The sequence below is a fragment of the Pseudoalteromonas sp. OANN1 genome, assembly GCF_024124685.1.
Taxonomy (GTDB): domain Bacteria; phylum Pseudomonadota; class Gammaproteobacteria; order Enterobacterales; family Alteromonadaceae; genus Pseudoalteromonas; species Pseudoalteromonas piscicida.
This window is the reverse complement of record NZ_JAMXSE010000002.1, coordinates 289,859-314,330: the sequence shown is the minus strand read 5'-3', so window position 1 is coordinate 314,330 and position 24,472 is coordinate 289,859. Positions and strand designations below refer to the sequence as shown.

At 40.0% G+C, this 24,472-nt stretch carries 12 protein-coding genes and 1 pseudogene; 8 read left to right on the top strand and 5 right to left on the bottom strand.

Going from position 1 to position 24,472, the window contains the following annotated elements; genetic code table 11:
• Window positions 1–5: 5 nt before the first annotated feature.
• A complete protein-coding gene (locus NH462_RS03345; protein WP_017216876.1) occupies window positions 6–1,238 on the bottom strand; it encodes an AAA family ATPase in 1,233 nt (410 codons plus the stop codon).
• Window positions 1,239–1,940: 702 nt separating this feature from the next.
• Here NH462_RS03345 and NH462_RS03340 point away from each other — a divergent pair.
• Complete coding sequence (locus NH462_RS03340) at window positions 1,941–3,155, top strand: hypothetical protein (RefSeq protein ID WP_039495338.1); 1,215 nt, start codon at window positions 1,941–1,943, stop codon at window positions 3,153–3,155.
• Window positions 3,156–3,708: 553 nt separating this feature from the next.
• On the opposite strand, the gene NH462_RS03335 is transcribed toward NH462_RS03340, so the two are convergent.
• The gene (locus NH462_RS03335; protein WP_253104011.1) at window positions 3,709–4,575 is read right to left on the bottom strand and encodes a DNA replication terminus site-binding protein; all 867 of its coding nucleotides are present in this window, start codon (window positions 4,573–4,575) and stop codon (window positions 3,709–3,711) included.
• Between the two features lie 1,362 nt (window positions 4,576–5,937).
• Here NH462_RS03335 and NH462_RS03330 point away from each other — a divergent pair.
• A pseudogene (locus NH462_RS03330) lies at window positions 5,938–6,176 on the top strand (hypothetical protein); the annotation flags it as partial.
• 912 nt (window positions 6,177–7,088) lie between these two features.
• Entirely contained in the window at window positions 7,089–8,444 is a 1,356-nt protein-coding gene (locus NH462_RS03325) for a class II 3-deoxy-7-phosphoheptulonate synthase (protein ID WP_010378652.1), read from the top strand.
• 31 nt (window positions 8,445–8,475) lie between these two features.
• On the opposite strand, the gene NH462_RS03320 is transcribed toward NH462_RS03325, so the two are convergent.
• Window positions 8,476–9,285, bottom strand: a complete 810-nt coding sequence (locus NH462_RS03320) for a pyruvate, water dikinase regulatory protein (RefSeq protein WP_010378654.1) — start codon at window positions 9,283–9,285, stop codon at window positions 8,476–8,478.
• A 143-nt stretch (window positions 9,286–9,428) separates the two neighbouring features.
• Between NH462_RS03320 and ppsA the strand changes: the two genes are divergently transcribed.
• Entirely contained in the window at window positions 9,429–11,804 is a 2,376-nt protein-coding gene (ppsA, locus tag NH462_RS03315; RefSeq protein WP_253104008.1) for a phosphoenolpyruvate synthase, read from the top strand.
• 34 nt (window positions 11,805–11,838) lie between these two features.
• Here the strand turns inward: ppsA and NH462_RS03310 are convergent, their stop codons facing one another.
• Window positions 11,839–12,045, bottom strand: coding sequence for a hypothetical protein (locus NH462_RS03310; protein WP_010378658.1), 207 nt, complete (start codon window positions 12,043–12,045; stop codon window positions 11,839–11,841).
• Between the two features lie 139 nt (window positions 12,046–12,184).
• On the opposite strand from NH462_RS03310, the gene NH462_RS03305 reads away from it, so the two are divergent.
• Window positions 12,185–15,223: an FAD-binding and (Fe-S)-binding domain-containing protein gene (locus NH462_RS03305; protein WP_253104004.1), complete on the top strand. Its 3,039-nt coding sequence runs from the start codon at window positions 12,185–12,187 to the stop codon at window positions 15,221–15,223.
• Window positions 15,224–15,493: 270 nt separating this feature from the next.
• Here NH462_RS03305 and NH462_RS03300 read toward each other — a convergent pair whose 3' ends face one another.
• Entirely contained in the window at window positions 15,494–16,816 is a 1,323-nt protein-coding gene (locus tag NH462_RS03300) for an HD domain-containing phosphohydrolase (RefSeq protein ID WP_253104002.1), read from the bottom strand.
• A 405-nt stretch (window positions 16,817–17,221) separates the two neighbouring features.
• Between NH462_RS03300 and NH462_RS03295 the strand changes: the two genes are divergently transcribed.
• Genes NH462_RS03295 through NH462_RS03285 form a run of 3 tightly spaced genes read left to right on the top strand, consistent with a single transcriptional unit; the run spans window position 17,222 to window position 24,330 of the window.
• Window positions 17,222–20,335, top strand: a complete 3,114-nt coding sequence (locus NH462_RS03295) for a glycosyl hydrolase family 18 protein (protein WP_253103998.1) — start codon at window positions 17,222–17,224, stop codon at window positions 20,333–20,335.
• Between the two features lie 46 nt (window positions 20,336–20,381).
• On the top strand, window positions 20,382–21,809 hold the full coding sequence (locus NH462_RS03290; protein WP_010378666.1) for a lytic polysaccharide monooxygenase: 1,428 nt from the start codon (window positions 20,382–20,384) through the stop codon (window positions 21,807–21,809).
• A gap of 52 nt (window positions 21,810–21,861) precedes the next feature.
• The gene (locus tag NH462_RS03285; protein ID WP_253103996.1) at window positions 21,862–24,330 is read left to right on the top strand and encodes a glycosyl hydrolase family 18 protein; all 2,469 of its coding nucleotides are present in this window, start codon (window positions 21,862–21,864) and stop codon (window positions 24,328–24,330) included.
• The last annotated feature ends 142 nt before the right edge of the window (window positions 24,331–24,472 follow it).

The following is a 24,472-nucleotide window of genomic DNA, read 5'->3' as shown; positions in this document are numbered from 1 at the left end:
CCTTTTTATTCTGCTAGCGAGGATTGTGTTGAAGGCCAATTTGAACGGATCAGCATCTCTAATTCATCAACCACGTCTTTGATATTTTCTTGCGCTTTTAGCAATGCTTCACGACTTGCTAAACTATCTGAAGTCTTTTGGTCAAAAATTGTGTTAAACGATGAAGAGCTCGCAGTAATTGCTGAGCTGTGATTGATTGGATAGCTCATTACTTGACGACCAAAAGCACTACGTACATCTTTAACGATATCGCGCTGAGAATGGTTGCCTTTAACATAGTTAGTGACCAAGAATTGCATAAAGTCCCAACCTTCGTGACCAAGAGCTGCAACGGTATGGTATATCTCACCAAGACGCTTCAGGTATTTATTATTAGCGTCGAAGTCTACGGCCTCTGGGTGTACAGGTATCAACATAGCCGTAGACGCCATCAATGCGTTGTAGAACATAAAATTAAGTGAAGGTGCGGTATCTACTAGGATAATATCAAATTCGTCTTGTACGGGCTCTATAACCTTCTCTTTAAGCTTATGGTAATGACGTGTCTTTTCGTAGCTTGAACTTTCTTTTAACTCTGTTGCTGTTTCGTGTTCAAAGTAAAAGTCATCCATACCAGAAGGTAATACGCGAATATTTGGAATGTGGGTTTCTTGGAAGGAATTAGAGACAAGATCTTTCCATGTTTCACCTTCATCTAACTCAATGCAATCTCTCATTAGATCGCCAACCGTGATCGGCTCATGATCATTAGATGGAAAAAAGCTTGATGATGATCCTTGTGGATCAAGATCTATGATCCCGATGCGATAGCGCTTAATATTTGTTGTAGCTAGTGCTGCTGCAATATTCACCAAACTTGTTGTTTTACCACAACCGCCTTTCAAACTATTAATCACAATGACTTGTAATTTATCGCTGGACTTTCGTTGGTCAGCATTTACACCGAGAACATCTGCCATCGCAAAGATATTGGCTAATGTGTATGCATAATGACCGTTTGCACCTTTCTTTATATTGATGGTATCAAAGTCACCTTGGTCATGACGTCTTTTGAGTGTTCTATTATTTACACCAAGCAGGTCTGCGGCAGCTTTCTGCGTGTAAGTTCTAAGCTCTTTTTCTTCAGTTTTAAGATGAGCTCTATAATGTTGAATACGACCAGCAAGTGATTGTTCCGCTACTTCTGCTGTAGCTTTCAACAGCCGGTACGTTGATAGCGCATTGTTATTTATAGACATACACATTATCCTTTATTTGATAACGATTATTATAATGTCCATATATTTTGCTGTAAACACAAAAAAACAAAGACATTTGTAATTTTGATTTACATCTAAGTATAAATAAGAAAGTTTAGATATGGTTAGATATATAGGTATTAAAGGCTAAGGTAAAGAAATTATACTCTATCCAGCTGTTTTACATCATTTTTTTTTATTTTTATAGATCTACTTTTTACTAGGTTAAGATCAGATCTCTTATAACTCCGAGATCGAAATTTTACTAACTACTATTTCCAAAAGTTATATATAAACAGCTTATGCACAGAATTATTCACATTTCTTAAGGTGCAGATCAATTTTTTACTAAGTAAGATCAAACAGTTATGCACAGATGATATAAGCTCAAGTGCTTTAAGGTATGTATAGATCTGATCTCTACCTAGCATAGATCAGATCTTTACTAATTAATTGTAGAGTTTTCCACAAGGACGTCTGGTTTGTCCTTGTAAATCCGCTAAATAGGCCTTAAACAAAGGTTTTTCTGCGTTCATTTTATCTTTGTTAGTAAAAACTTGATCTGAAAATTGGCTCTACTTAGTAAAAGAACGATCCCAACAAAAAAAGTTACTTCGGATCACTTTTTTACTAACTTTAATCATTAACTTTTTCTGTCGAATATGTTGTTATTAGACGTCATGAAAATTTGGAAGTAAAACAATGAGCCGGAAGGTGAACATCTCTGTTGACAATTTGCCCGATTCACTTCGTGGACAGATCCATGGTGTAGAAAGTGCAATCGATAACGAAAGTTTGGCGTTGTTTACGGATAATAAAGATGTTCGAGTATCTTTAGAAAATGCCGCCCATGGGTTAAGAGCTTATTCTAACACCTTTAATCATTACGATTTATGGGGGCGCTTTGTTCGTTCGGGACATAAAAAATTACCGTTAGAAGAAGCACCTAAAAAAACGATCGTAACGAGAAAAATATCTGAAAAAGTAGATGGTATTTTATACGAAGGTGAGATAAAAATTACACCTGCAGTTGTTAGTACTAAAAAAGATGGTGATGATGAAGAGTTTTTAGTTTGGCCATCTGATCGAGAAGAAAAGGTAGAGCGCGCGCTGATCCGTCTAGCTTCTAAAGGCAAGATTGTTAAAATAAATTTTAAGTCCGGTATTCAATACGCAGTTATTTTTTCGATGAACGAGCTTGCTCAAGAATTAAAAGCTGTTGGTCAATCAATGCCTTATCCACAAATTAAGGAATCTTTGGAAGCCCTTCAAGGTTCTAAACTTTCGTTCAAATATACGGCTACAGATACTAAAAACCCAAATATTGATGATTCATTTTACGAATCAAACATGAACTTTCTGTCGTCATTACACTTTAGTGGCAAAAAAGGACAGGGCGGGAATATCAAATGTGTTGCATGTTTAAATGCATTTGTTCATAACATGATCGATAACTTGGAGTATAAAGGTTATTACTTCAACAGTGCTCAAGAGTTAAAACGCGGTTTATCTCGTTGGATGATGCTACGTTTGTATCATCTATGGCGTTACGCTGCCCCAGGTAAAACTTATCATTTTCGCCTAATTTCAATTATGGAAAAATACGGCTCAATTTATTCTGATGATGAAATTACAGAGAATAAATTAAAGGCACTTCGTCGTGATATGACCACAACAATGAAAGATTTGATCGAGAAAGGGGCTATATCCGAATACAATATTTCAAATGTTAAGGATGAAAAGTCCGGGAAAATCGTTGATTATGTGTACGAAATGCACCCATCTGCTCAATTCTGTGACGAAATATTGGCTCTCAATAAACATCATAAACGTATCGAAATTCAAGGTGGAAAACGTATCGTCGAAAATGTTGAAGTAATTGATGAAGATACTTTAGAAGAAATCGTTAAAAAATAGGATTTCTTATTTTGGCTAGAGTGGTACTTCTAGCCAAAATAAAAAGCTTTTATATCAAAGCTAATTTCTATTTCAACTGAAGATACTTTCTAACCGAAAGTTATTACAATCCAATTTTTCAACACGATGAAAACTAAAGAGCTAAAAGCTTTCTTAAAAATTTTCTGCGGTGAAAAATACTGACATCAATAAATCTTGAAACTACATCTGCGGATCAAATTAATTCTCTAATCCTTAGAAGAGAGAACAAGCATATCAATAATTCAAACCTTCCTATTTAGAACAATCAACTAGAAAAAATTTGTTATCCAAAAGTAGTTGATTTATTAGTGATTTCTAGATACGAGTCCGTGGTCGATAAGCTATTTCAGAGCTTAAAATTTAATACTCAATCTGTGAAGATAACGATTTCGTCATAGCCTTATAAGTTGTTGAGAACACATCATACTGTTTAAAAGAGGTCAGTTAGCACCTGTCATTGACTATATTTATCTGCCAACATTATGTTAAATTGCGTTCTATCATTAAATTTCGTAGTAAATCGACCTCATTATTATTCAAATCTTTCCAAATAAATTCTATCGACTAGAAAGTTGTACTCTCGCTTTCTTGGATGATCATCTTTTTGTGTAAAATGACTTAACTCTCCAAGTTTAGTGTCTGGATGCGGGTTAAAGAGTATAAATGGGAGTGCGGCACTTACATGATAGCGATTTTGAGCTGTATATCTTACATTCACCTCAGGTGTTACTCTGGTTGGCCTTCTAATTCTGAGCTTTGCATTTTCTGATAGACTAGAAACTCTATATTTTTCTTGTTCTACTAGCTGTTGCCATTTTTCCTGATCTATCATCCTCGGATTTGAATAAAGTGACGAGCGATTCAACATCTCCATAGCAAGTTCTTTACTCAAAACTCTGGTTGCATGTTTTTTCATCCAGGTAAATCGAACGGAATAGGGAGCTGTGGATTCGCTATGTATTTTTCGATAGGCAGCCAAAGTCATTAAGTTAGGAACTGCACTATGAACAGCTTCGAATCTGGCATCATTGTTAGAAATTTCAAGAATAGCATTTTTAAAATTTTCTTTGGCAAGATTCACAGCATTCACCCTAGACTTGATAATTTCTTTAGGGTCATTGACTAACAAAAGACCTGGGAACCTTTGCAACAACTTTCCGCTTTCGCGGTCGTTTAAATAGAGATCGCGATAAGCATCTAGACATTTAGAGAGTGCTTTTTCACCTTCTATTTTTGTAACTGCTATATTTGTTGGAGCGGTTTCTTCATCTTGTTTTTTTATATTAGGCAGTTCATAAAAAGTTGCCTTTTTTATATCGGCTTCAGTCAGTTCATGGCATAGCTGATTAATATGTTCGTTAAGAATATCGAAAGTTGAACGTATATTGAATTTATTCATTGTATGATGTGTTCTTATTATCTCTTTAATATTATATCAAAAATAATGGAACCTCGCTAAGCGATTTTACTATGAGTATTTAATGGAAAAACTAACCATATCATTTTCACTAGACCTCCGTTTGCTAACTTAAGCTGGATATCTTATACAGAATATCAGTGTTAAGTAGTTAGTTATTTGACCAATTAATTGTGAGTGATGCAGTAACAGTATACATGTTTACCTAACAAATAAGTATGATGTGTTCTTCTAGGTTTATGCAGATTATATCAAAAATATTCTGATAGCTCATATTTATCTTCACTTATTTAGCCTCTATTCAGAGCGCCAAGACTTTGGAGAAATCAAATGATCAGCTAGGGACCTTTCATTGTTTGATTTTTGTTTTGGTTCATTGTTGGCCCAGAAGTGCTGGGGAAAGGTACTTTGTATCTTTATCGCCTGACTCATATAGCATAACAATGCTACGCAGGTTCTGCCAACAGCTGCAAAAACAAACTTGAAAGATAAGCAGGCCCTAGTTAATTTTATAAATAGAGAATTAAATCTACGTTATTTTGATGAAAATGTTAATCAGCTTTTTAGAGGTCAAATTATCTAATTTATATTTAGTATGATGTGTTCCTTTTTATGAGCTAAATTATATCAAATTTTTTTGCATTTCTCTTATAAAATTGGATTTTGATAAATTTTTGCAGGGAGTTCTTAACGGACAATACTCAAATAGGAAGTGGTGGCTAATAATCACTCAGAATGGCAATGCTAATTTTCAGCTTCCTGATTAATTTTTAAATTTAATGGTGATTTCATATTGATTAACAGTTTGTATGATGTGTTCTTTGTGAAATCCTCGCGATGATACTCTTTTTTATAAATTAAAGTCAACTTGTTGATCCCGACATTGTCTTGTTACTTTCAAGAGGTTTTGGTAGTGAAAACCCATAGTAAGTATTCACCAACTTTATTTTGACCGAGCGCTTTTATGTAGACGTGAAGATTTTATAGATTCTAGTTAGACCGTAAAGGGAAGGTGATAGATAAGTTAAGATGCAAAAAGTAAGTGTGTACTTACTTATAAATAATTTAATTTTACACTTTCTTGGAGAACAACCGTACCACTTCTTTTACTTTACAATGAATCTTCAAGTAATATCCGCATTTTCTGCAGTCTTACCTGACTAAAATATAGTGCAAGTTTCTTTTGATACATGTTCAGTTCGAAGTTGCAACGCTAGCACTAACTTTATAATAACTAAACCAGGCACTTCAGTATTATGCAAATTTCGCCGGAATATTTCCTTATTCGATTTGTACCGAAGTCAAATAAAGAAGAGCAGGAGTAAATATGAAAACGCATCTCATATGTTTAGGCAGTTTCAACATCATATCGTTCTCACACCTGTGTTCATGTCGAAGAGCAAAGTAGAGATCTCTCTTCAAGCGTCTGAATAGCTCGGTTGTAAACGAGTCGAGCTGGATGTGCTAGTTGTTGATAGGAAAATATCTCTGAAATTAACAGTCTCGAAGTTGATGGGGATTTTGGAAATGAAAATAGCGTTTAAGTTATTTAGCGAGTAATCATATTAATAGTCACCTTAGGCAGAGTCCTCTTGATGCTGTAAGAATAGATGAACGAAAAAAGTCGTTGTGTTAGAAATCAAGAAAAGGATGAGGGTCAAGATTAAACTCAGTAGTACTATATAAGCAATACCACCTTTTTAACAGTAGAGTTTTATCTAGTTAGTCTAGATTGGTCGGCGAGATTTCATCGTATAAGATAGCTTAATCAAGAAAATTCATTTTATTTAAATAACCCAATGAACTGAAGAACGATCTCTCCAGTTTTTTAAGTAATGCGCTCTCATTTGGGGAGAGGCCAGGTGGAAGTATCTGTGTGAGTTAACACTTCCAAAAACTATGTGTGATTTGTACTAGTAACTATCACAATACGGCTCATTTTTTTTACTCCTTTCCTGCTCATAAAATACTACGAGTTGCTACCTTTCACCTTCATAGATTAAACTTTAAAAAGCAATCAATTTAACATAATACAGATAGGTGGCCAAAATCTGTCTGTTCTCTTGCTATATAAATACTCCGTAAAACGGTTTACTGAAGAGATAGGTTGTTGCGAACAAAGTTTTGAACTGGCAACCATCCGACAGCGCCATTAAGTAGGTCTACAAGATTATGTTTGATATTAATATCGCTTTTAGGATCTTAAATCGACAATAAAGCCCATTATAACGACCTAGATCTTAAAACTCCGATATTTGTCAAATTGAAGTTCGCTTTCGTTCTGGTTGAAGAGATGTATTAAAAATTAACTTTCTTAAACAAGGGTTATATCGTGAAAGAATTTTTTGAACAGTTTTAGCAAGTGTCTATTTATCTTTATCGATAAATGTATGATGTGTTCTTTATTGAAACAAACTAAAGTTTTTCCTTGATGAATAAGGGGGCTTGGGGTACTGTTCAATGGTGGTAACACATATTGGAATGAGGAAAATACAATGGCTAATTGGAGCCCAAATAGCTGGAGAGATAAACCAATCTTGCAGCAACCTGAATACCCAAATTCAGAGAAGTTAAAATCAGTTGAAAAAGAACTAAATTCAGCCCCACCGCTCGTTTTTGCAGAAGAGACGCGAAGCTTGTATAAAAGCCTAGCAGATGTTTGTGAAGGTAAAGCTTTTATATTGCAAGGTGGTGATTGCGCCGAATCGTTTTCTGATTTCAGTGCCGCTAATATTCGTGATACGTTCAAAACACTTTTGCAAATGGCTGTCGTATTAACCTATGGTGGTAAATGCCCGGTAGTTAAAATTGCTCGAATGGCAGGGCAGTATGCAAAACCCCGTTCTTCTGATTTTGAGACTATTGATGGTACATCCTTACCTTCATATCGTGGCGATATCGTTAATAGCTTTGAGTTTACGGAAGAAGCACGTATCCCAGATCCTGATAGATTGATGAAAGCGTATCACCAGTCTGCAGCAACGCTTAACCTACTTCGCGCGTTTGCGCAGGGTGGTCTTGCAGATCTGCATCAGGTAAATCGCTGGAATATGAGTTTCGTAGCTGCAAATCCGTTAAAAGACAAGTTTCAACAACTCGCTGAGCGTATTCAAGAAGCACTTGAGTTTATGGAAGTTTGTGGCATTGATTCAACAGTTGCACCAAGTCTGAAGGAAACTCCGCTTTATACTTCACACGAAGCGCTACTATTAGGTTATGAAGAAGCGTTAACGAGAAGAGATCACTTATCCGGTGATTGGTACGATTGTTCTGCTCACTTTGTGTGGATTGGTGAACGTACGCGTCAATTAGATCACGCACATATCGAATTTTTCCGTGGTATTAAAAACCCTATTGGCGTAAAGGTTGGCCCAGGGATGCAAGAAGATGAGTTAATTAAACTTGTCGATGCGCTTAACCCTGATAATATTCCTGGTCGTCTAACACTTATCACACGCATGGGTGCAGATGTGCTGCCGGAAAAGCTGCCTAAATTAGTTCGCAGAATTCAAGAAGAAGGCCGCAAAGTTATTTGGACTTCGGATCCCATGCACGGAAACACTGAAAAAGCGACCACTGGATATAAGACACGTAGCTTTAACAATATCCTAAGAGAAATCAGTCAGTTCTTCGCAGTTCATAAAGCTGAGGGTAGCTATCCTGGTGGGGTGCACTTAGAAATGACAGGGCAACACGTTACTGAGTGTGTTGGTGGTGCCTACGGTCTATCAGACGAAGACTTATCTCAGCGTTACCGCACCCAGTGTGATCCGCGTCTAAACGCAGACCAAGTTTTAGAACTAGGCTTTTTAGTTGCTGATCTACTAAAAGATGCTCGTAAAACAGTATAAATAGCAAACAAAGGGCCGCATAGCGGCCTTTTTAGTATTTATGGCGCTTTAGCCCAGTTTCAGAAATAATTTTTGCTGAGATTTCCTCAACGGAATAGCGTGTACTGTTCAAGTAAGGCGTTTTATTCTTTTTAAATAGCATCTCGACTTCTTTGACTTCAATACGGCATTGTCTAATTGATGCGTACTTGGAGTTTGCCATTCTCTCTTGCCTGATTGCAGCTAGTCTTTCGGGATCTATGGTTAAGCCAAAGAGCTTACCTTTGTATTTATCCAGACATTTGGGTAGTTTTCCACTTTCTAAATCATCTTCTGTCATCGGATAATTCGCGGCCTTTATCCCATATTGCAAAGCTAAATATAAGCTTGTCGGCGTTTTACCGCTGCGGCTGACACCCACCAATATGATGTCTGCCTCGTCATAATCTTTAATATTTGCACCGTCATCATTTGCAAGCGCGTAGTTAACTGCATCTATTCTAAAATCATACGAAGATTCATGAATGCTATGCGTGCGGTGCATTTTTGGCACCGGCTGAACTTTTAGCTCTCTTTTTACAATTTCGCTCGCATAAGATAAAAAGTCGTAACAAACCCCTTGCGACGATAAAATAATATCGGACAATTCTGGATTAACGAATGTAAAAAACACCAATGGTTTTTCACCTGAAGTCTCAGCAACAGAGTCTATTAGTTTTTTGATTTCATTTGCTTTTTTCACTGTTTCTACAAATGGTATCGTTTGATGATTAAATTCTACAGGGAACATTGAAAGCGTTGCGTGACCAAACACTTCAGAGGTGATAGCGGTACCATCGGAAATATAAAATGCTGTTCTCATTTTGCTATTATTCATTCAGAAATTGTTGAAAATAAGCCATCGCGGTTTACGAAGACTGCCTTACCGTTGTAGAATGCCCTTGACCAAGTGGAAAGGTCAATTAATCTCTCACATTTAATACAATTTGTTTTGGAGACAGTTCCGTGCAAGACTACGTTCTCTGGTATCAAGAGTTGGGTATGCAAGATGTACCTCGAGTTGGTGGTAAAAACGCTTCTCTAGGTGAAATGATATCTAACCTTGCTAACGCTGGTGTACAAGTACCTGGTGGATTCGCAACAACAGCTGATGCGTTTAATGAATTTCTTGAGCAATCAGGCCTCAATGAAAAAATCCACTCAATCCTAGATACTCTCGATGTTGATGATGTCAACGAATTAGCCAAAGTCGGCGCCCAAATTAGACAATGGGTTATCGATACACCATTCCAACCAGAATTAGATAAAGCAATCCGTGAAGCGTATAGCCAGTTACACGGTGACGCAAGCCAAGATGTCTCCTTTGCTGTTCGTTCATCAGCAACCGCAGAAGATATGCCAGACGCCTCCTTCGCTGGCCAACAAGAAACTTTCCTAAATGTTCGTGGCATTGATGCCGTAATGGTCGCTATCAAGCATGTTTTTGCTTCGCTATTCAATGACCGTGCAATATCTTATCGTGTACACCAAGGCTATGATCACAGAGGCGTGGCGCTTTCTGCTGGTATTCAGCGTATGGTGCGTTCAGACAAAGCGTCGTCTGGAGTTATGTTCTCAATCGATACCGAATCAGGCTTCGAAGACGTTGTCTTCGTTACTTCTAGCTATGGTTTAGGCGAGATGGTAGTTCAGGGCGCAGTAAACCCAGATGAATTTTATGTTCATAAGCAAACGCTTGCAAAAGAAAAACCTGCTGTTCTTAAGAGAAATATTGGCTCAAAAGCAATCCAAATGATCTACTCAAGTGATGAGTCTCACGGCAAGCAAGTTGAGATTGTTGATGTAGATTCAGCACTATCTAACCAATTCTCGATTACAGACGCAGAAGTAGAAGAATTAGCAAAGCAAGCTGTTATTATCGAAAAGCACTACGGTCGTCCAATGGATATCGAATGGGCAAAAGATGGTAACGACGGCAAGCTTTATATCGTTCAAGCTCGTCCAGAAACCGTCCGTTCAAATGAAGATGCGAACGTAATGGAACGCTTCCAGCTAAAATCAAAGTCTGAAGTTATTGTTGAAGGTCGTGCAATCGGTCATAAAATTGGCTCAGGCGTAGTTAAAGTCCTGTCTTCAATTGATCAAATGGACTCGGTAAAGCAAGGCGATGTTCTTGTTACCGATATGACGGATCCTGATTGGGAACCTATCATGAAGCGTGCCTCTGCTATCGTAACGAATCGTGGCGGCCGTACTTGTCATGCGGCAATCATTGCGCGTGAGCTAGGGATCCCAGCCGTGGTTGGATGTGGTAATGCAACCGATTTGATCACCAATGGTGACACGGTAACAGTATCATGTGCAGAAGGCGATACAGGTTATATCTACAAAGGTGAACTTGAATTTGATGTTATTTCTTCTCGCATCGATTCAATGCCAGCTATTCCGATGAAGATAATGATGAACGTTGGTAACCCAGATCGCGCGTTTGATTTTGCGAAATTACCACATGCAGGTATCGGTCTTGCGCGTCTTGAGTTTATCATCAACCGTATGATTGGTATTCACCCTAAAGCACTACTTCATTTTGATAAGCAAGATGCAGAGCTTCAGGCTGAAATTAAAGAGCTAATCGCGGGATATGAATCACCTGTAGAGTTCTATATCAGCAAGCTAGTTGAAGGTATTTCTACGCTAGGTGCAGCATTTGCTCCAGAGCGGGTAATTGTTCGTATGTCTGACTTTAAGTCAAACGAGTATGCAAACTTGGTTGGCGGTCAGCAGTATGAGCCGGAAGAAGAAAACCCAATGATTGGTTTCCGCGGCGCATCTCGTTACATTTCTGAAGACTTTAGAGAGTGTTTTGCATTAGAGTGTGAAGCCATTAAACGTGTTCGTAATGAGATGGATTTGACCAACGTTGAAATCATGATCCCATTCGTTCGTACCCTAGAAGAAGCTGCTCAAGTTATTGAAATTCTTGAAGCGCATGGTCTAAAACGTGGCGAGAATGGTCTAAAAGTCATTATGATGTGTGAACTTCCATCAAACTGCCTACTTGCTGAAGAGTTTTTAGAATATTTCGACGGCTTCTCGATTGGTTCTAATGACCTTACTCAGTTAACACTTGGTCTGGACCGCGATTCTGGCCTCATTGCGCATCTGTTTGATGAGCGAAATCCAGCTATCAAGAAACTACTTTCAATGGCAATTCAAACTGCTAAAGCGAAAGACAAATATGTAGGTATTTGTGGTCAAGGTCCATCGGATCATGAAGATTTTGCTGCTTGGTTAGTTGAAGAGGGGATTGACTCTGTTTCACTTAACCCAGATACAGTACTTGAAACTTGGCTTTATCTAGCTGAAAAGTTTACTAAATAATTTAATGGCCCCAATGCAACACATTGGGGCTATTTCATTTCTGAAATGTCCTATCTAACTTTTCGCAGCCAAGCTTAAACAAACGCTGCACATTTTTTAAGTGCTTCTTTGCACCTTCATGATTCATCGAGAAACACACCAGGGCCGCAAGTAAAAAGATAACCGATGGACCGGGCACAATAAAGAAGATCAATGCTAGAATACAAAACACAATACCAGCAAGGTCGTAAATAATTTTCATGTTATTTCCTCCTATACAATATGAGTATAAGGTGTGTGGTAAAATAAACTATTTCCAATTGTAACAAACCATAAAATTCTCAAGTTGATCATTAATCCTTCGTGATACAATTAATTCAAAGCAAGTAAAATATACCGTCATGATCGCAAATATTAGTCAGCAGGATTCTGCAAACGAACTTATCAACCTCTATCAAAATAAACTAACTGATGCAGGTTTTAGTGGGGACATTGATACGAGTTATGCAACTCGTCTTGTTACGTCAACCGACAATAGTATCTATCAGGAAATCCCTCAAGCAGTATTATTTCCAAGAACAAATCGAGACGTACAACTTGCACTTGAAATCGCCCAACAAGACCCATTTTTGTCTCTCACCTTTGGCCCTAGAGGCGGAGGTACTGGTACGAATGGCCAATCACTTACGCCCGGTATCGTGATTGATCTATCGAGACACATGAGAGAAATTCTTGAGATCAATGAACAAGAAGGATGGGTTCGAGTTCAGGCGGGTGTGATCAAAGATCAGCTTAATGACTTTCTAAAACCTTACGGCTATTTCTTTTCGCCAGATCTCTCCACCAGTAACCGAGCAACAATAGGTGGTATGGTAAATACTGATGCGTCGGGCCAAGGTTCACTCGTTTATGGCAAAACAAGCGATCATGTTCTTGGGCTTAAAACCTTTTTAGTGGATGGAACAGAGCTAAATACCTCGAAGTTAGCGATCGATAAAGCGGAGCTACTAGCTGAGCAAAACTCAAAGACTTCTCACATTTATGCAAATGTCATCGAGATCTGTCGAAGCAATCGAGCACTTATACTTGAAAAATTTCCAAGACTAAACCGTTTTTTAACGGGTTATGACCTCGAAAATGTATTCGACGATTCACTAACTACTTTTGATTTGTCTCGAATTATTACGGGTTCTGAAGGTTCGCTTGGTGTTGTAACCGAAGCAAAGCTTAATTTAACGCCAATTCAGCCATATAAAACCCTTATAAATATCAAATATGACTCATTTGAATCAGCGCTTAGAAACAGCCCATTCTTGGTTTCCGCTAATGCTACATCGGTCGAAACCGTAGACAGTAAAGTTCTAGGTCTTGCCAAAGAGGACATCATCTGGCATTCAGTATCGGACTTAATTCAAGATGTACCAGGTGTTGAGATGCAAGGTCTTAACATGGTTGAATTTAACGGTGAATCCCAAGATGAAATTTCGTCTAAAGTCGATAGTTTATGTCAACGATTAGATCAGCTTATTGCGAATAAAGAAGCGGGGATTATTGGTTATCAACTTACCAATGATAAAGCGGATATCCTTAAGATCTATGCAATGCGTAAAAAGTCAGTTGGTTTATTGGGTAACGCAAAAGGTAGTAAAAAGCCACTAGCTTTTGCTGAAGATACAGCCGTTCCACCTGAAAACCTTGCTGATTTTATCATTGAATTTAGAGAGTTACTTGATAGTTACCAATTAGATTATGGCATGTTTGGTCATGTTGACGCCGGTGTTTTACATGTCCGCCCAGCACTTGATATATGCGATCCTGAACAGGAAAAATTACTACGTGTGATCTCTGATAAAGTAGTAGCGTTAACTGCAAAATACCGAGGACTAATGTGGGGTGAGCATGGAAAAGGTTACCGAAGTGAATATGGACCCGAGTTTTTCGGTGAGCAACTATTTAATGAACTTCGTAAAATTAAAAGTTTGTTTGATAAAAATAATCGCTTAAACCCTGGAAAAATTTGTACACCACTGGATTCAAGCGATCAATTAGTGTCAGTCGATGCACAGAAAAGAGCTTGGTTTGATCGTACAATCCCAACTGAAGTAAAAGTAAACTACGAAGCACCAATCAATTGTAATGGTAACGGACTTTGCTTTAACTATGATGACAACTCACCAATGTGCCCATCGTATAAGGTAACCAAAGATCGTAGAAACTCTCCAAAAGGACGCGCTGGGTTATTTAAAGAGTGGTTACGACTACAAAGCAATAAAGGGGTCGATTTGATTGCTGCAGAAAAGCAATTAATCAATCATGAAAATGATACCACTTGGTGGGAGCGCTTTCTCAATACCCGAAAGAAAAACGAATATGACTTTTCCCATGAAGTTAAAGCATCAATGGATGAATGTTTAGCGTGTAAAGCGTGCACAACGGCTTGCCCAATCAAAGTGGATGTTCCTACGTTTCGAGCTAAGTTTTTAAACTTTTACTACAGCCGTTACAATCGTCCACTTAAAGACTACTTAGTTGCGAATATAGAGCGTGCACTGCCTACCATGGCTAAGTTTCCAAATTTAGTTAACGCTCTACAAGGTAATCGCATATTAAACTTTTTTGTTGAACGGCTGATTGGCTATATTGACTCTCCGGCGCTAAGTAAGGTGCAGCTTAGCAAGTTAGTGCCAAACAAACACTTTTATTCAGAGCGCAGTTTTGAAAAGTTAAGCGATGAAGAACAACAAAGCGTGGTATTTGTTGTTCAAGATCCGTTTACTAGTTTCTATGAAGCAGAATTAGTATCGGACTTTGTGCAAGTTATATCAAAACTAGGGTTTTATCCACTCGTATTACCATTCAAGCCAAACGGTAAGCCACAACACGTTAAAGGCTTTTTAAAGGAATTTAAATCGACCGCGAAGACTGCCGCACAGTTTTTAAATACTGTCAGTGAATATAACAGGCCTCTAGTTGGGCTCGATGCCTCTTTGGTGATGTGCTATCGCGATGAATATAATGATATTCTCAAAGAGAGCAGGGGAGACTTTAAGGTACAATTAGCGCATGAATGGCTTGCAACAATCGATATCCCAACGGCTGCGACAATCAGTCCATCAAAATTTACGTTGATAAGTCACTGTACTGAAACAACAGCAATGCCTGAATCTAAAAGTGTTTGGCAAGGTATTTTTAATAAGTTGAACTCCAATATAGAAGCGGTTAATACGGGATGTTGTGGCATGGCGGGAACTTATGGCCACGAAGCGCAAAATCAAGAAAACTCAAAAGCGCTCTACGAATCCTCATGGCAGCATCATATTGATAACGCAGCTCAAGATGAAATATTAGTGACTGGCTTCTCTTGTCGGTGTCAGGTTAAACGCTTTAGTGGAGAAAAACCAAAACACCCGCTTCAAGCACTTAATAAACTACTAGATTAGTTTAGTAGTTAGTTGAACGAGCCCAGTTTACTGGGCTTTTTTTATTAATAGTTTTAGTAGAAAGTAAGCTGAGCGAGTTTACAAATTTGTATGATGTGTTCTTTAGTCATACTGCGCAAACACAAGTCCGTTATTCTCGAGCTACTATAATTTGACGGCTCAATAACATTGATCCAATTAAAGACTCAAAAGCTATATTTACCATCATCTATACAACACCAGTAAACGAGTATTCGATAGTGCAGTCGCTGATAAGTCAATAAGCTATTATTATTGCTTGACCATAATTCTAAAGGGGATTGGGCGTTGTGTTTCCAGCTGCTTAAGTTTATCTATCGACTTATCGGTAAAGGTATGGCCTTTTGGTAGCAATAATATTCCTTGATTACTGTGAAGCGCTAAACCTAATATCATGCCAGGCTTGAGTTTTTCAGTTGTCAATATATCAACCGAACCGACTTGCTCTTGGCCTAGCTCATTGTTACTTACAGCTTGCTCTAAAATATCAACAACTTCTGGGGAGTAGAAATTTCCTCTATAGGTTCGGATAAGGTCTAGGGCTAAATCGGCTTTCTCTTTATCAGAACCGTTAGCGCTGTATAAATTGTCATAATAATCTCGGGCGACCGCAAGTATCTGTGAGCCCAAAGGAATTTCTTTGCCTTTAAGACCTTTAGGGATCCCTTGACCATTAAATTTTTCAAACTGATGATAAATCGCCTCGGATACGTCAGATAAGTGCTGCGCTGGCATCAACATAAGCTGTGCAATGGAAGGATGCGTATAATAAATTTTCTTTTGTGCTTCGCTTAGTTTTCTGGGTGGCGATTTATAAATTTCTGGGTCCATAGCAAGTAAACCTACTTCCGCTAAATACCCTGACATCATAGCCGTTTCAGCTACTTCACTAGAAAGTTCTAGCTTCTTAGCTATAATTTTACATAATTTGGCTATGCTCTTCGCTTTTTTACCATCGATAAATGGATTTGCATTCAGAAAATTATAAAGTAACTCGACTGTAGCCCGATGTTCTTTATGTTCTTTTTGATTAGCTTGTTCTAATTGACTTAACACTTTGCGGATCTGCGCAGTGCGTTTTTGTACAAGTCCTTCAAGGTTTTCATTTAACTCAGTGAGTTGCGCATTTTTTTGTACTATCTCTTCATTTAGTCTCTTATTTACGCTTTTTAACCTGTATTTCTCTGAACATTCTCTCACGGTATGTACGAGTATATCGTTATCCCAAGGCTTTTGAATATATGCATGGATCCCACTTTCATTAATGGCTTTAATTGTTGAAGCAAGATCAGAGTATCCTGTCAGTAATATCCGTTGTGTATCTGGGCAAATACGCTTTACTTCATGCAAAAATGTGGCGCCATCCATTTCAGGCATCCGCATATCACTAATAACAACTTCAAAAGAGGAGTCTCGGATCAGCGCCAAGGCTTGCTGTGGATCGCTACAGAGCTCAGCGTGTATTCCATTTTGACGGAATAAGCGATTTAACGACCGTATCACATTAGTCTCATCATCGAGACAAAGCACTCGTATCGCTTCATTTGAAGTCGTTGATTGCTCGCCAAATTCCAAAGTTCTATCTCCTAAATGAATTAATTTAAACTTAGTTCAAAAAGCAAACCACGACAAGAAACCGATAAAATACGCCTTAAGTCTAATATTACCCTTCAACCTGATTAATAACTTTTTAATATATGCTTAAGAAACAAACTAGTAACTGTATAAACTTTAGAGAACTAGGCTAGTAACTATCGCTTAATATTAAATAATTACAGTTTCATTTCCATGTGTCAGTGAATCAAAACTAAGCATATGAATCAATAATTTAGTGTTACATTTTGATGAAAAACATGGCTTAATTTACGCTTACGTTAACGTTACCAGCTAGAGAAAAATGTTGTTGCCATATTGATTTTATGTGTTAGGTTTATGTTGTTATTGTTAACCAAATACAATAAATGGTTGGAGAACCAAACTATGAAACAACATGTAAAGACCCTTAAATTATCGCAAATGGCTTCGATCCTCGGAGCCATTTTCTGCGCTAACTCATATGCTTATAATTGTGATGGTTTACCTGAATGGTCACAAAGTTCGGCATATAATGGTGGTGCTCAAGTACAAAAATCGCAACAAGCTTTTGAAGCAAAGTGGTGGACTCAGGCTGATCCAGTTACCCATTCCGGACAATGGGATGATTGGAAAAAATTGGGCGACTGTGACAGCGTTGTCACCAACACACCACCTACAGTACAAAGCTTACTCCCAGCTGACGGCAGCGCTTTTAACGAAAATGACAGCGTTGCCATTTCTGTAAATGCAACAGATAGCGATGGCCAAGTAACGCAGGTAGAGTTTTTTGTAGGTGGCACGTCTGTTGGTATTGATACCACAGCGACAGGTGATAATTTTTCATTTAACTGGTCAGCAACCGCTGGAACACACGCAATTTCAGTAGTTGCAACAGATGACAAGCAAGCTGTGTCCAACACATTAATAACTAATATTATCGTTAATACGACAGGAAATCAGTTACCTACAGCAAACCTTTCGTTAGGCGGAGGTAATAATCTAGTTATTGATCAGCCTGTAGACATCGTTCTTGATGGTTCAGATCCAGACGGCTCAATCGCAAAACTAACACTGCTTATTAACGACCAAGTCGCATATGAGAGCACAACTGCACCGGCACAGCACACTTGGACACCAACGCAACTGGGCTCCGTAACATTAAAGCTTGTTGTTGAAGATAATACCGGTGCGACAGCAGAGAGTATACTCAATGCAAATGTGGTTGAAACACCGCCAGTGGTAAACAGCTGTGTTCCGCATGGTCTTTATCAGACCCCCAACATATCGCCTAACTACTGTGATATCTATGATGAAAATGGCCGTGAAAAAATGGGTACTGATCACCCTAGACGCGTCATCGGTTACTTTACCAGTTGGAGAACGGGTAAGAATGGTCAACCGAGCTACTTAGTTGATGATATTCCATGGGATAAGATCACCCACATCAATTATGCTTTCGCGCACGTTGATGCCAACAACAAGGTTTCAATAGGCAATCCAACTGCTCCTAACAATGCAGCGACGAATATGACTTGGCCGGGAGTTGCTGGTGCAGAGATGGATCCATCTCTTCCTTATACCGGTCATTTTAACTTGCTGAACAAATTTAAGAAACAGCATCCTGATGTTAAAACCTTGATCTCAGTCGGCGGTTGGGCGGAAACTGGTGGCTACTTCGACGAAACAGGTAAGCGAATTGCCAGCGGCGGTTTCTATACGATGACGACCAATGCAGATGGCAGCGTGAATCACGCAGGTATTGATGCGTTTGTAGCAAGTTCAGTTGAATTTATCCGTAAATACAACTTTGATGGTGTCGATATTGACTATGAATACCCATCTTCTATGAATGACTCTGGTCACCCCGATGATTTTGCGATATCAAACCCGCGTCGAGCAGCATTGAATGCTTCTTATCAAGTATTAATGAAAAAACTGAGAGAAGCATTAGACCAAGCAGGTCAACAAGACAATACTCACTATTTATTAACGATCGCATCACCATCTTCTGGTTACCTTCTACGTGGTATGGAGACATTCCAAGTCACTAAGTATCTAGACTACGTCAATATTATGTCTTATGACTTACACGGAGCGTGGAACCAGCACGTTGGCCATAACGCTTCGCTATTCGACACCGGCGAAGATTCCGAGCTTAAACAGTGGAATGTTTACGGCACCAAAGAGTTTGAGGGAATTGGTTACCTTAATACCGATTGGGCAGTCAAATATTTCAGAGGCTCTGTCTCTGCAGGACGCATCAACATAGGTATCCCTTATTATACTCGCGGCTTTAGAGATGTAACAGGTGGTACAAATGGTTTGTGGGGGCAAGCTGCGTTACCTAACCAAGCCGATTGTCCTCCGGGAACTGGCAGCGGTGAAAAGAACAAGTGCGGTAATGGTGCAGTGGGTATCGATAACCTGTGGCACGATAAGAACGATGTTGGCTTAGAAGTACCGGCAGGCTCTAACCCGCTTTGGCATGTTAAAAACCTTCAAAATGGGGTGTTAGGAACTTACCTAAGTGATTATGGACTAGATCCAGTTAACAACCCAGAGCATCAGATTAGCGGTACTTATGCACGCCACTATGATTCCGTGGCGGTTGCTCCTTGGCTTTGGAACGCCACCAAGAATGTTTTCTTATCCATTGAAGATGAAGAGTCAATGGCTGCGAAAGTCGACTATGTCATCAACCAAGAACTAGGCGGAATCATGTTCTGGGAGCTTGCTGGTGACTTCGATTATGATGTAAGCAAAAATGAATATTTCATGGGTTCATCGCTAACAAGCTTAGCCTACAACAAGTTTAACCAAAGTGGCACGCCATACTCCGTTAAACAAGGAAATAAGACCTTTGTAAAACCAGCTTCTGCAGTTGATGTCACATTCGTTGCTAAAGATTTCCCAGCTGGAGATGCTAACTATCCAATTGCACCGACTTTTGCCTTTACCAATAACTCAGCGATAGATTTGAGTGGCGCAAAAATTTCGTTTGATGTTCCTGTTGCAACATCGGCAATTTTCAAATCTAACTGGAATGCACAAGAAAAGCTTGGCATGGCAGTGGACGTAAATGGATCGAATGCTGCGGGTAATAATATTGGCGGCTTCGAAAACGAATTCCACCGATTCTCGATCACGCTTGTGAACGAGTGGGGTGGTACGCCTAAGTCTTTTGCTCCCGGCGAAACTATCAATGCTCAAGTCATGTACTACATGCCTATTTCTGGCCCCGTTAACTTTGTGGTTGAGAAAGACGGTAACCGCTATGCATTTTCCAGTGAATATAGCGACCTACCAATCGCAACACCTGGTACAGGGCCTACAGATCCGGTAACTAGCTGTAAAGGTACACCTATCAGTCAAATTGTGGTTTACCCAAACCTACCACAGGGCACGCATGCTGCTCAAGGTGATTTAATTGTTGAAGGAAACGCGGTGTATGAAGCGAAATGGTGGAGCAATAAGCAACCATCAGTTAGCGGCGATTATACCAAGGTTTGCAACTTGTAAATAATAAATGGGGAGCTTTGCTCCCCTTTATAAAAGGCGAATAAGCATGAATAGTTTACACCGTAAATATGCGCTTGGTCTTTTTGGCGCAACCTCAGCTTTGATTTCAAGCGCAGTTTCAGCTCATGGTTTTATGGACTTTCCCAAAGCAAGGCAGGCGATCTGTCAAGCGCAAGGGGGTTATTGGTGGCCGGATGATGGATCAAATATCCCAAACCTAGCATGTCGAGCGGCTTTTTTGGACTCAGGCCATTTTCAGTTTGTGCAAGAGCATGAATTTTCGACCAATACCGCTGACTACAATAATCTAGAGGCAGTAAAAGCGAATATCCCCAATGGTACGCTTTGCTCAGCCGGTGATCCAAACAAAAGTGGCATGAGTGTTGTGTCACCACACTGGCAGCGTACAGTTGTAGAGCCAAACGCTCAAAATAAACTTGCCATTAGCTTTAGGGCGACAACACCTCATAATCCCAGTTTTTGGCAGTTCTTCTTGTCAAAGCCAAACTACGATGGCGATACATCTCCTCTGACTTGGAATGATTTAGAGCTTATTAATGAATTTGGCAATATTGATTTCGTTGTGGATCCTGAAGGTAAACGCTTCTATAAAATGGAAATAGATATACCGCAAGGCCGTGAGGGCAATGCAGTTTTATATACCCGTTGGCAGCGGTTTGATGTCGCTGGAGAGGGATTTTACAATTGCTCTGATATCACAATAACCTCAACAGGCACGCCACCAGAATGGGTGAGCAGCGGCTATTTCTTAAAGCAAGGGCAAGATGCTAAAGCCGGTGATAGCGTGTGGTTTAGGACGTTTGATCAATCTGGGAATGAACTGATTAGCCATAACTTGAATGTAACCTCCACTAATGCATCAACATGGCAAGCTGAGTTGGCTCTTTACCTTAATAGCAATTACGGAAATAAGGTCAACATTGGTGTTAAGCAACCGGACGGTTCAATTGCGTTTGATGCAAACGCCTTATTAGCAAACGAAGTATTTTTGCCACATGCCGCTTACACCAGCAATCTTAGCGTTGTAAAAGGGGGTGACAACACCGCTCCTACGGTAAATCCAATTTCTAACCAAAGCATCGCAGAAAATAGCCAAGCGACGGTGCATGCTCATGCGTTTGACGACCAAAATGACCCACTAACATTCATTTGGAGTATTCCTGCACCGCTTAGCTTTAGTGGCGAAGGTGACACGATTTCCATCTCAACGCCTGAAGTGACGGCTGATCAAACCTTTGAGGCTGAACTTAATGTCACCGATGGCAAAGCAAGCACGACCGTAAGTTTCTCAATTACCGTTCAAGATAGCACCAATAACCAATACCCAGCTTGGAATAGTACAACTACCTATGTCGCAGGCGACAGAGTAACGCATCAACAGAAAGTGTATGAAGCTAAGTGGTGGACGCAGGGAGAAGAGCCCGGCGCATCCGATGTTTGGAAAGCAATTTAAAGAAAACCCAAATTAATTGGGTACAACATGTAACTACAATAAGGTTGAAGATATGAAACTTAATAAAATAACCTGCTATATAGGATTTGCCTTACTGAGTGGCGGGGCACTTGCAGCCCCTTCAACACCAACATTAGATTGGCAGCCACAACAGTATTCGTTCGTTGAAGTTAACGTAGATGGGCTTGGCTCTTACAAGCAACTGGTAAAAGCCAAAGATGTTGTCGATATTAGCATCAAATGGAATGCATGGAGTGGCTCTGGCGGTGATAACTATAAAGTATATTTTGATGATCTCCTCGTAAACCAAGGCACGCTTGCAGCTGGTACTAAAAGTGGGGTAGTACAATTCCCCTACACTAAATCGGGTCGCCATCAGCTTTATTTAGAACTGTGTGAAGGTACCGTATGTGCAAGAAGCGCAGGGAAAGAAATCGTCATTGCCGACACTGACGGTGCACATCTAGCGCCACTTCCTATGAATGTAGATCCGAACAACCGTAATAACGGTACAATACCAGGCCGTGTAACGGGTGCATATTTCGTCGAATGGGGCATATATGGCCGTAATTACGACGTAACTAAGATCCCAGCTCATAACTTATCGCACATTTTATATGGCTTTATTCCGATTTGCGGACCTAACGAATCACTCAAATCCATCGAAAATGGTAATAGTTGGAGAGCGCTTCAAACTGCGTGTGCTGACTCCCAAGATTATGAAGTCGTCATTCACGACCCTTGGGCTGCAGTGCAAAAATCTATGCCAGGGGTGGATGCAAAAGATCCTATTCGCGGTGTATATTCTCAATTAATGGCGCTAAAACAGCGTTATCCGGACCTTAAAATTCTGCCTTCAGTCGGTGGATGGACGCTATCTGACCCATTCCATGGCTTTACAAACAAAGCAAACCGCGACACTTTCGTGGCCTCTGTAAAACAATTTCTTAAAACGTGGAAGTTTTATGACGGTGTAGATATCGACTGGGAATTCCCAGGTGGTGATGGTCCAAACCCAGACTTGGGCGATCCAATTAACGACGGTCCAGCATATGTGGCGCTAATGCAAGAACTTCGTGCAATGCTAGATGAGTTAGAAGCTGAAACCGGACGTCAATATGAGCTCACTTCTGCAATAGGTGCGGGTTATGACAAGATTGAAGATGTAGATTACCAAGCTGCCCAACAGTATATGGATTATATCTTTGCGATGACCTATGACTTCTATGGTGCTTGGAACAATGAAACGGGTCATCAAACCGGTATCTATTGTGGCTCTCATCTCAGCACAGACGAATGTAACGGTACAGGCGTTGACGACAATGGAGTGCCACGTAAAGGCCCAGCATATACTGGCGACCATGCAATTCAGTTGTTACTTCAACAAGGTGTGCAGCCCTCTAAGCTCGTTATGGGCGTTGCAATGTACGGCCGCGGCTGGGAAGGTGTGCTAGATGCAAATGCAGCCATTCCAGGTAATCCAATGACGGCGCCGGGTAATGGCCCATTGACAGGTTCTACAAGTGAAGGTGTTTGGGAGCCGGGCATTATGGATTACAAGGCTATTGCAGCAAACGCTGTAGGCCAAGGTGGTTCAGGCGTTAATGGTTATGAAGTAGGCTACGATGAGCAAGCACAAGCAGCATATGTTTGGAACAGAAGTAACGGTAAACTCATCACTTACGATAGCCCACGCAGCGTTATCGCAAAAGGCCAGTATGCAAACACTCATCAACTAGCTGGTTTATTTGGTTGGGAAATTGACGCTGATAATGGCGACATTCTAAATGCAATGTATGATGGTCTTACAGCAGGTGAAATCCCTAATCGCGCTCCTACTATCGGGGTTTCTGGACCAATCAATGTGACCTCAGGTCAGGTTGTGAATGTCGATGCGCAAGCAAGCGATTTAGACAATGATCCATTAACCTATTCATGGGTTGCTGCGCCTGGTTTGGCTTTGTCTGCTAACAACACCGCAGCTGTGGCTGTAACTGCTCCTTCAGTCGCTCAACAGACAAGTTACGACTTGACTGTAACGGTCAATGATGGGGCGTTATCAACAACCAAAACAATCGTTGTTGTTGTAAACCCAGAAGGTGCAAATGCAGCGCCTGTCGTTACACCGGTTTCAGATATTTCGGTTAACGAAGGGGCCTCGGCTACTGTCAATGTGTCAGCAACTGACCCTGAAGGCGCAGCACTTAGCTATAGCTGGAGTGTACCAGCCGAGCTAAGCGTAGTAGCAAATGGTAGCTCAGCGACTATTACTGCTGCAAATGTCACAGCCGACACAACCGTCCCGGTAACTGTTACCGTATCAGACGGCGTTAACGCTGTTGACACAACATTTAATGTCACGATTAAAGACGGTGGCGCTCAATATCCTACTTGGGATCGATCAACAGTTTATGTCGGTGGCGACCGAGTAATTCATAACAGCAATGTCTTTGAAGCAAAATGGTGGACTCAAGGTGAAGAACCTGGAACCACAGATGTATGGAAGGCAGTAACTAACTAATCTAACCATCCCCAATTAATGAGCTTGCCAGTCAAGCTCATTTTTTATTCACATAAACATAAAGTTACCCATTATCTGCCTTTTATCAGCAATTTCTTCTTTCTTTTTCTGCTTGGTCTTTCATAATGACATAATGAACTTC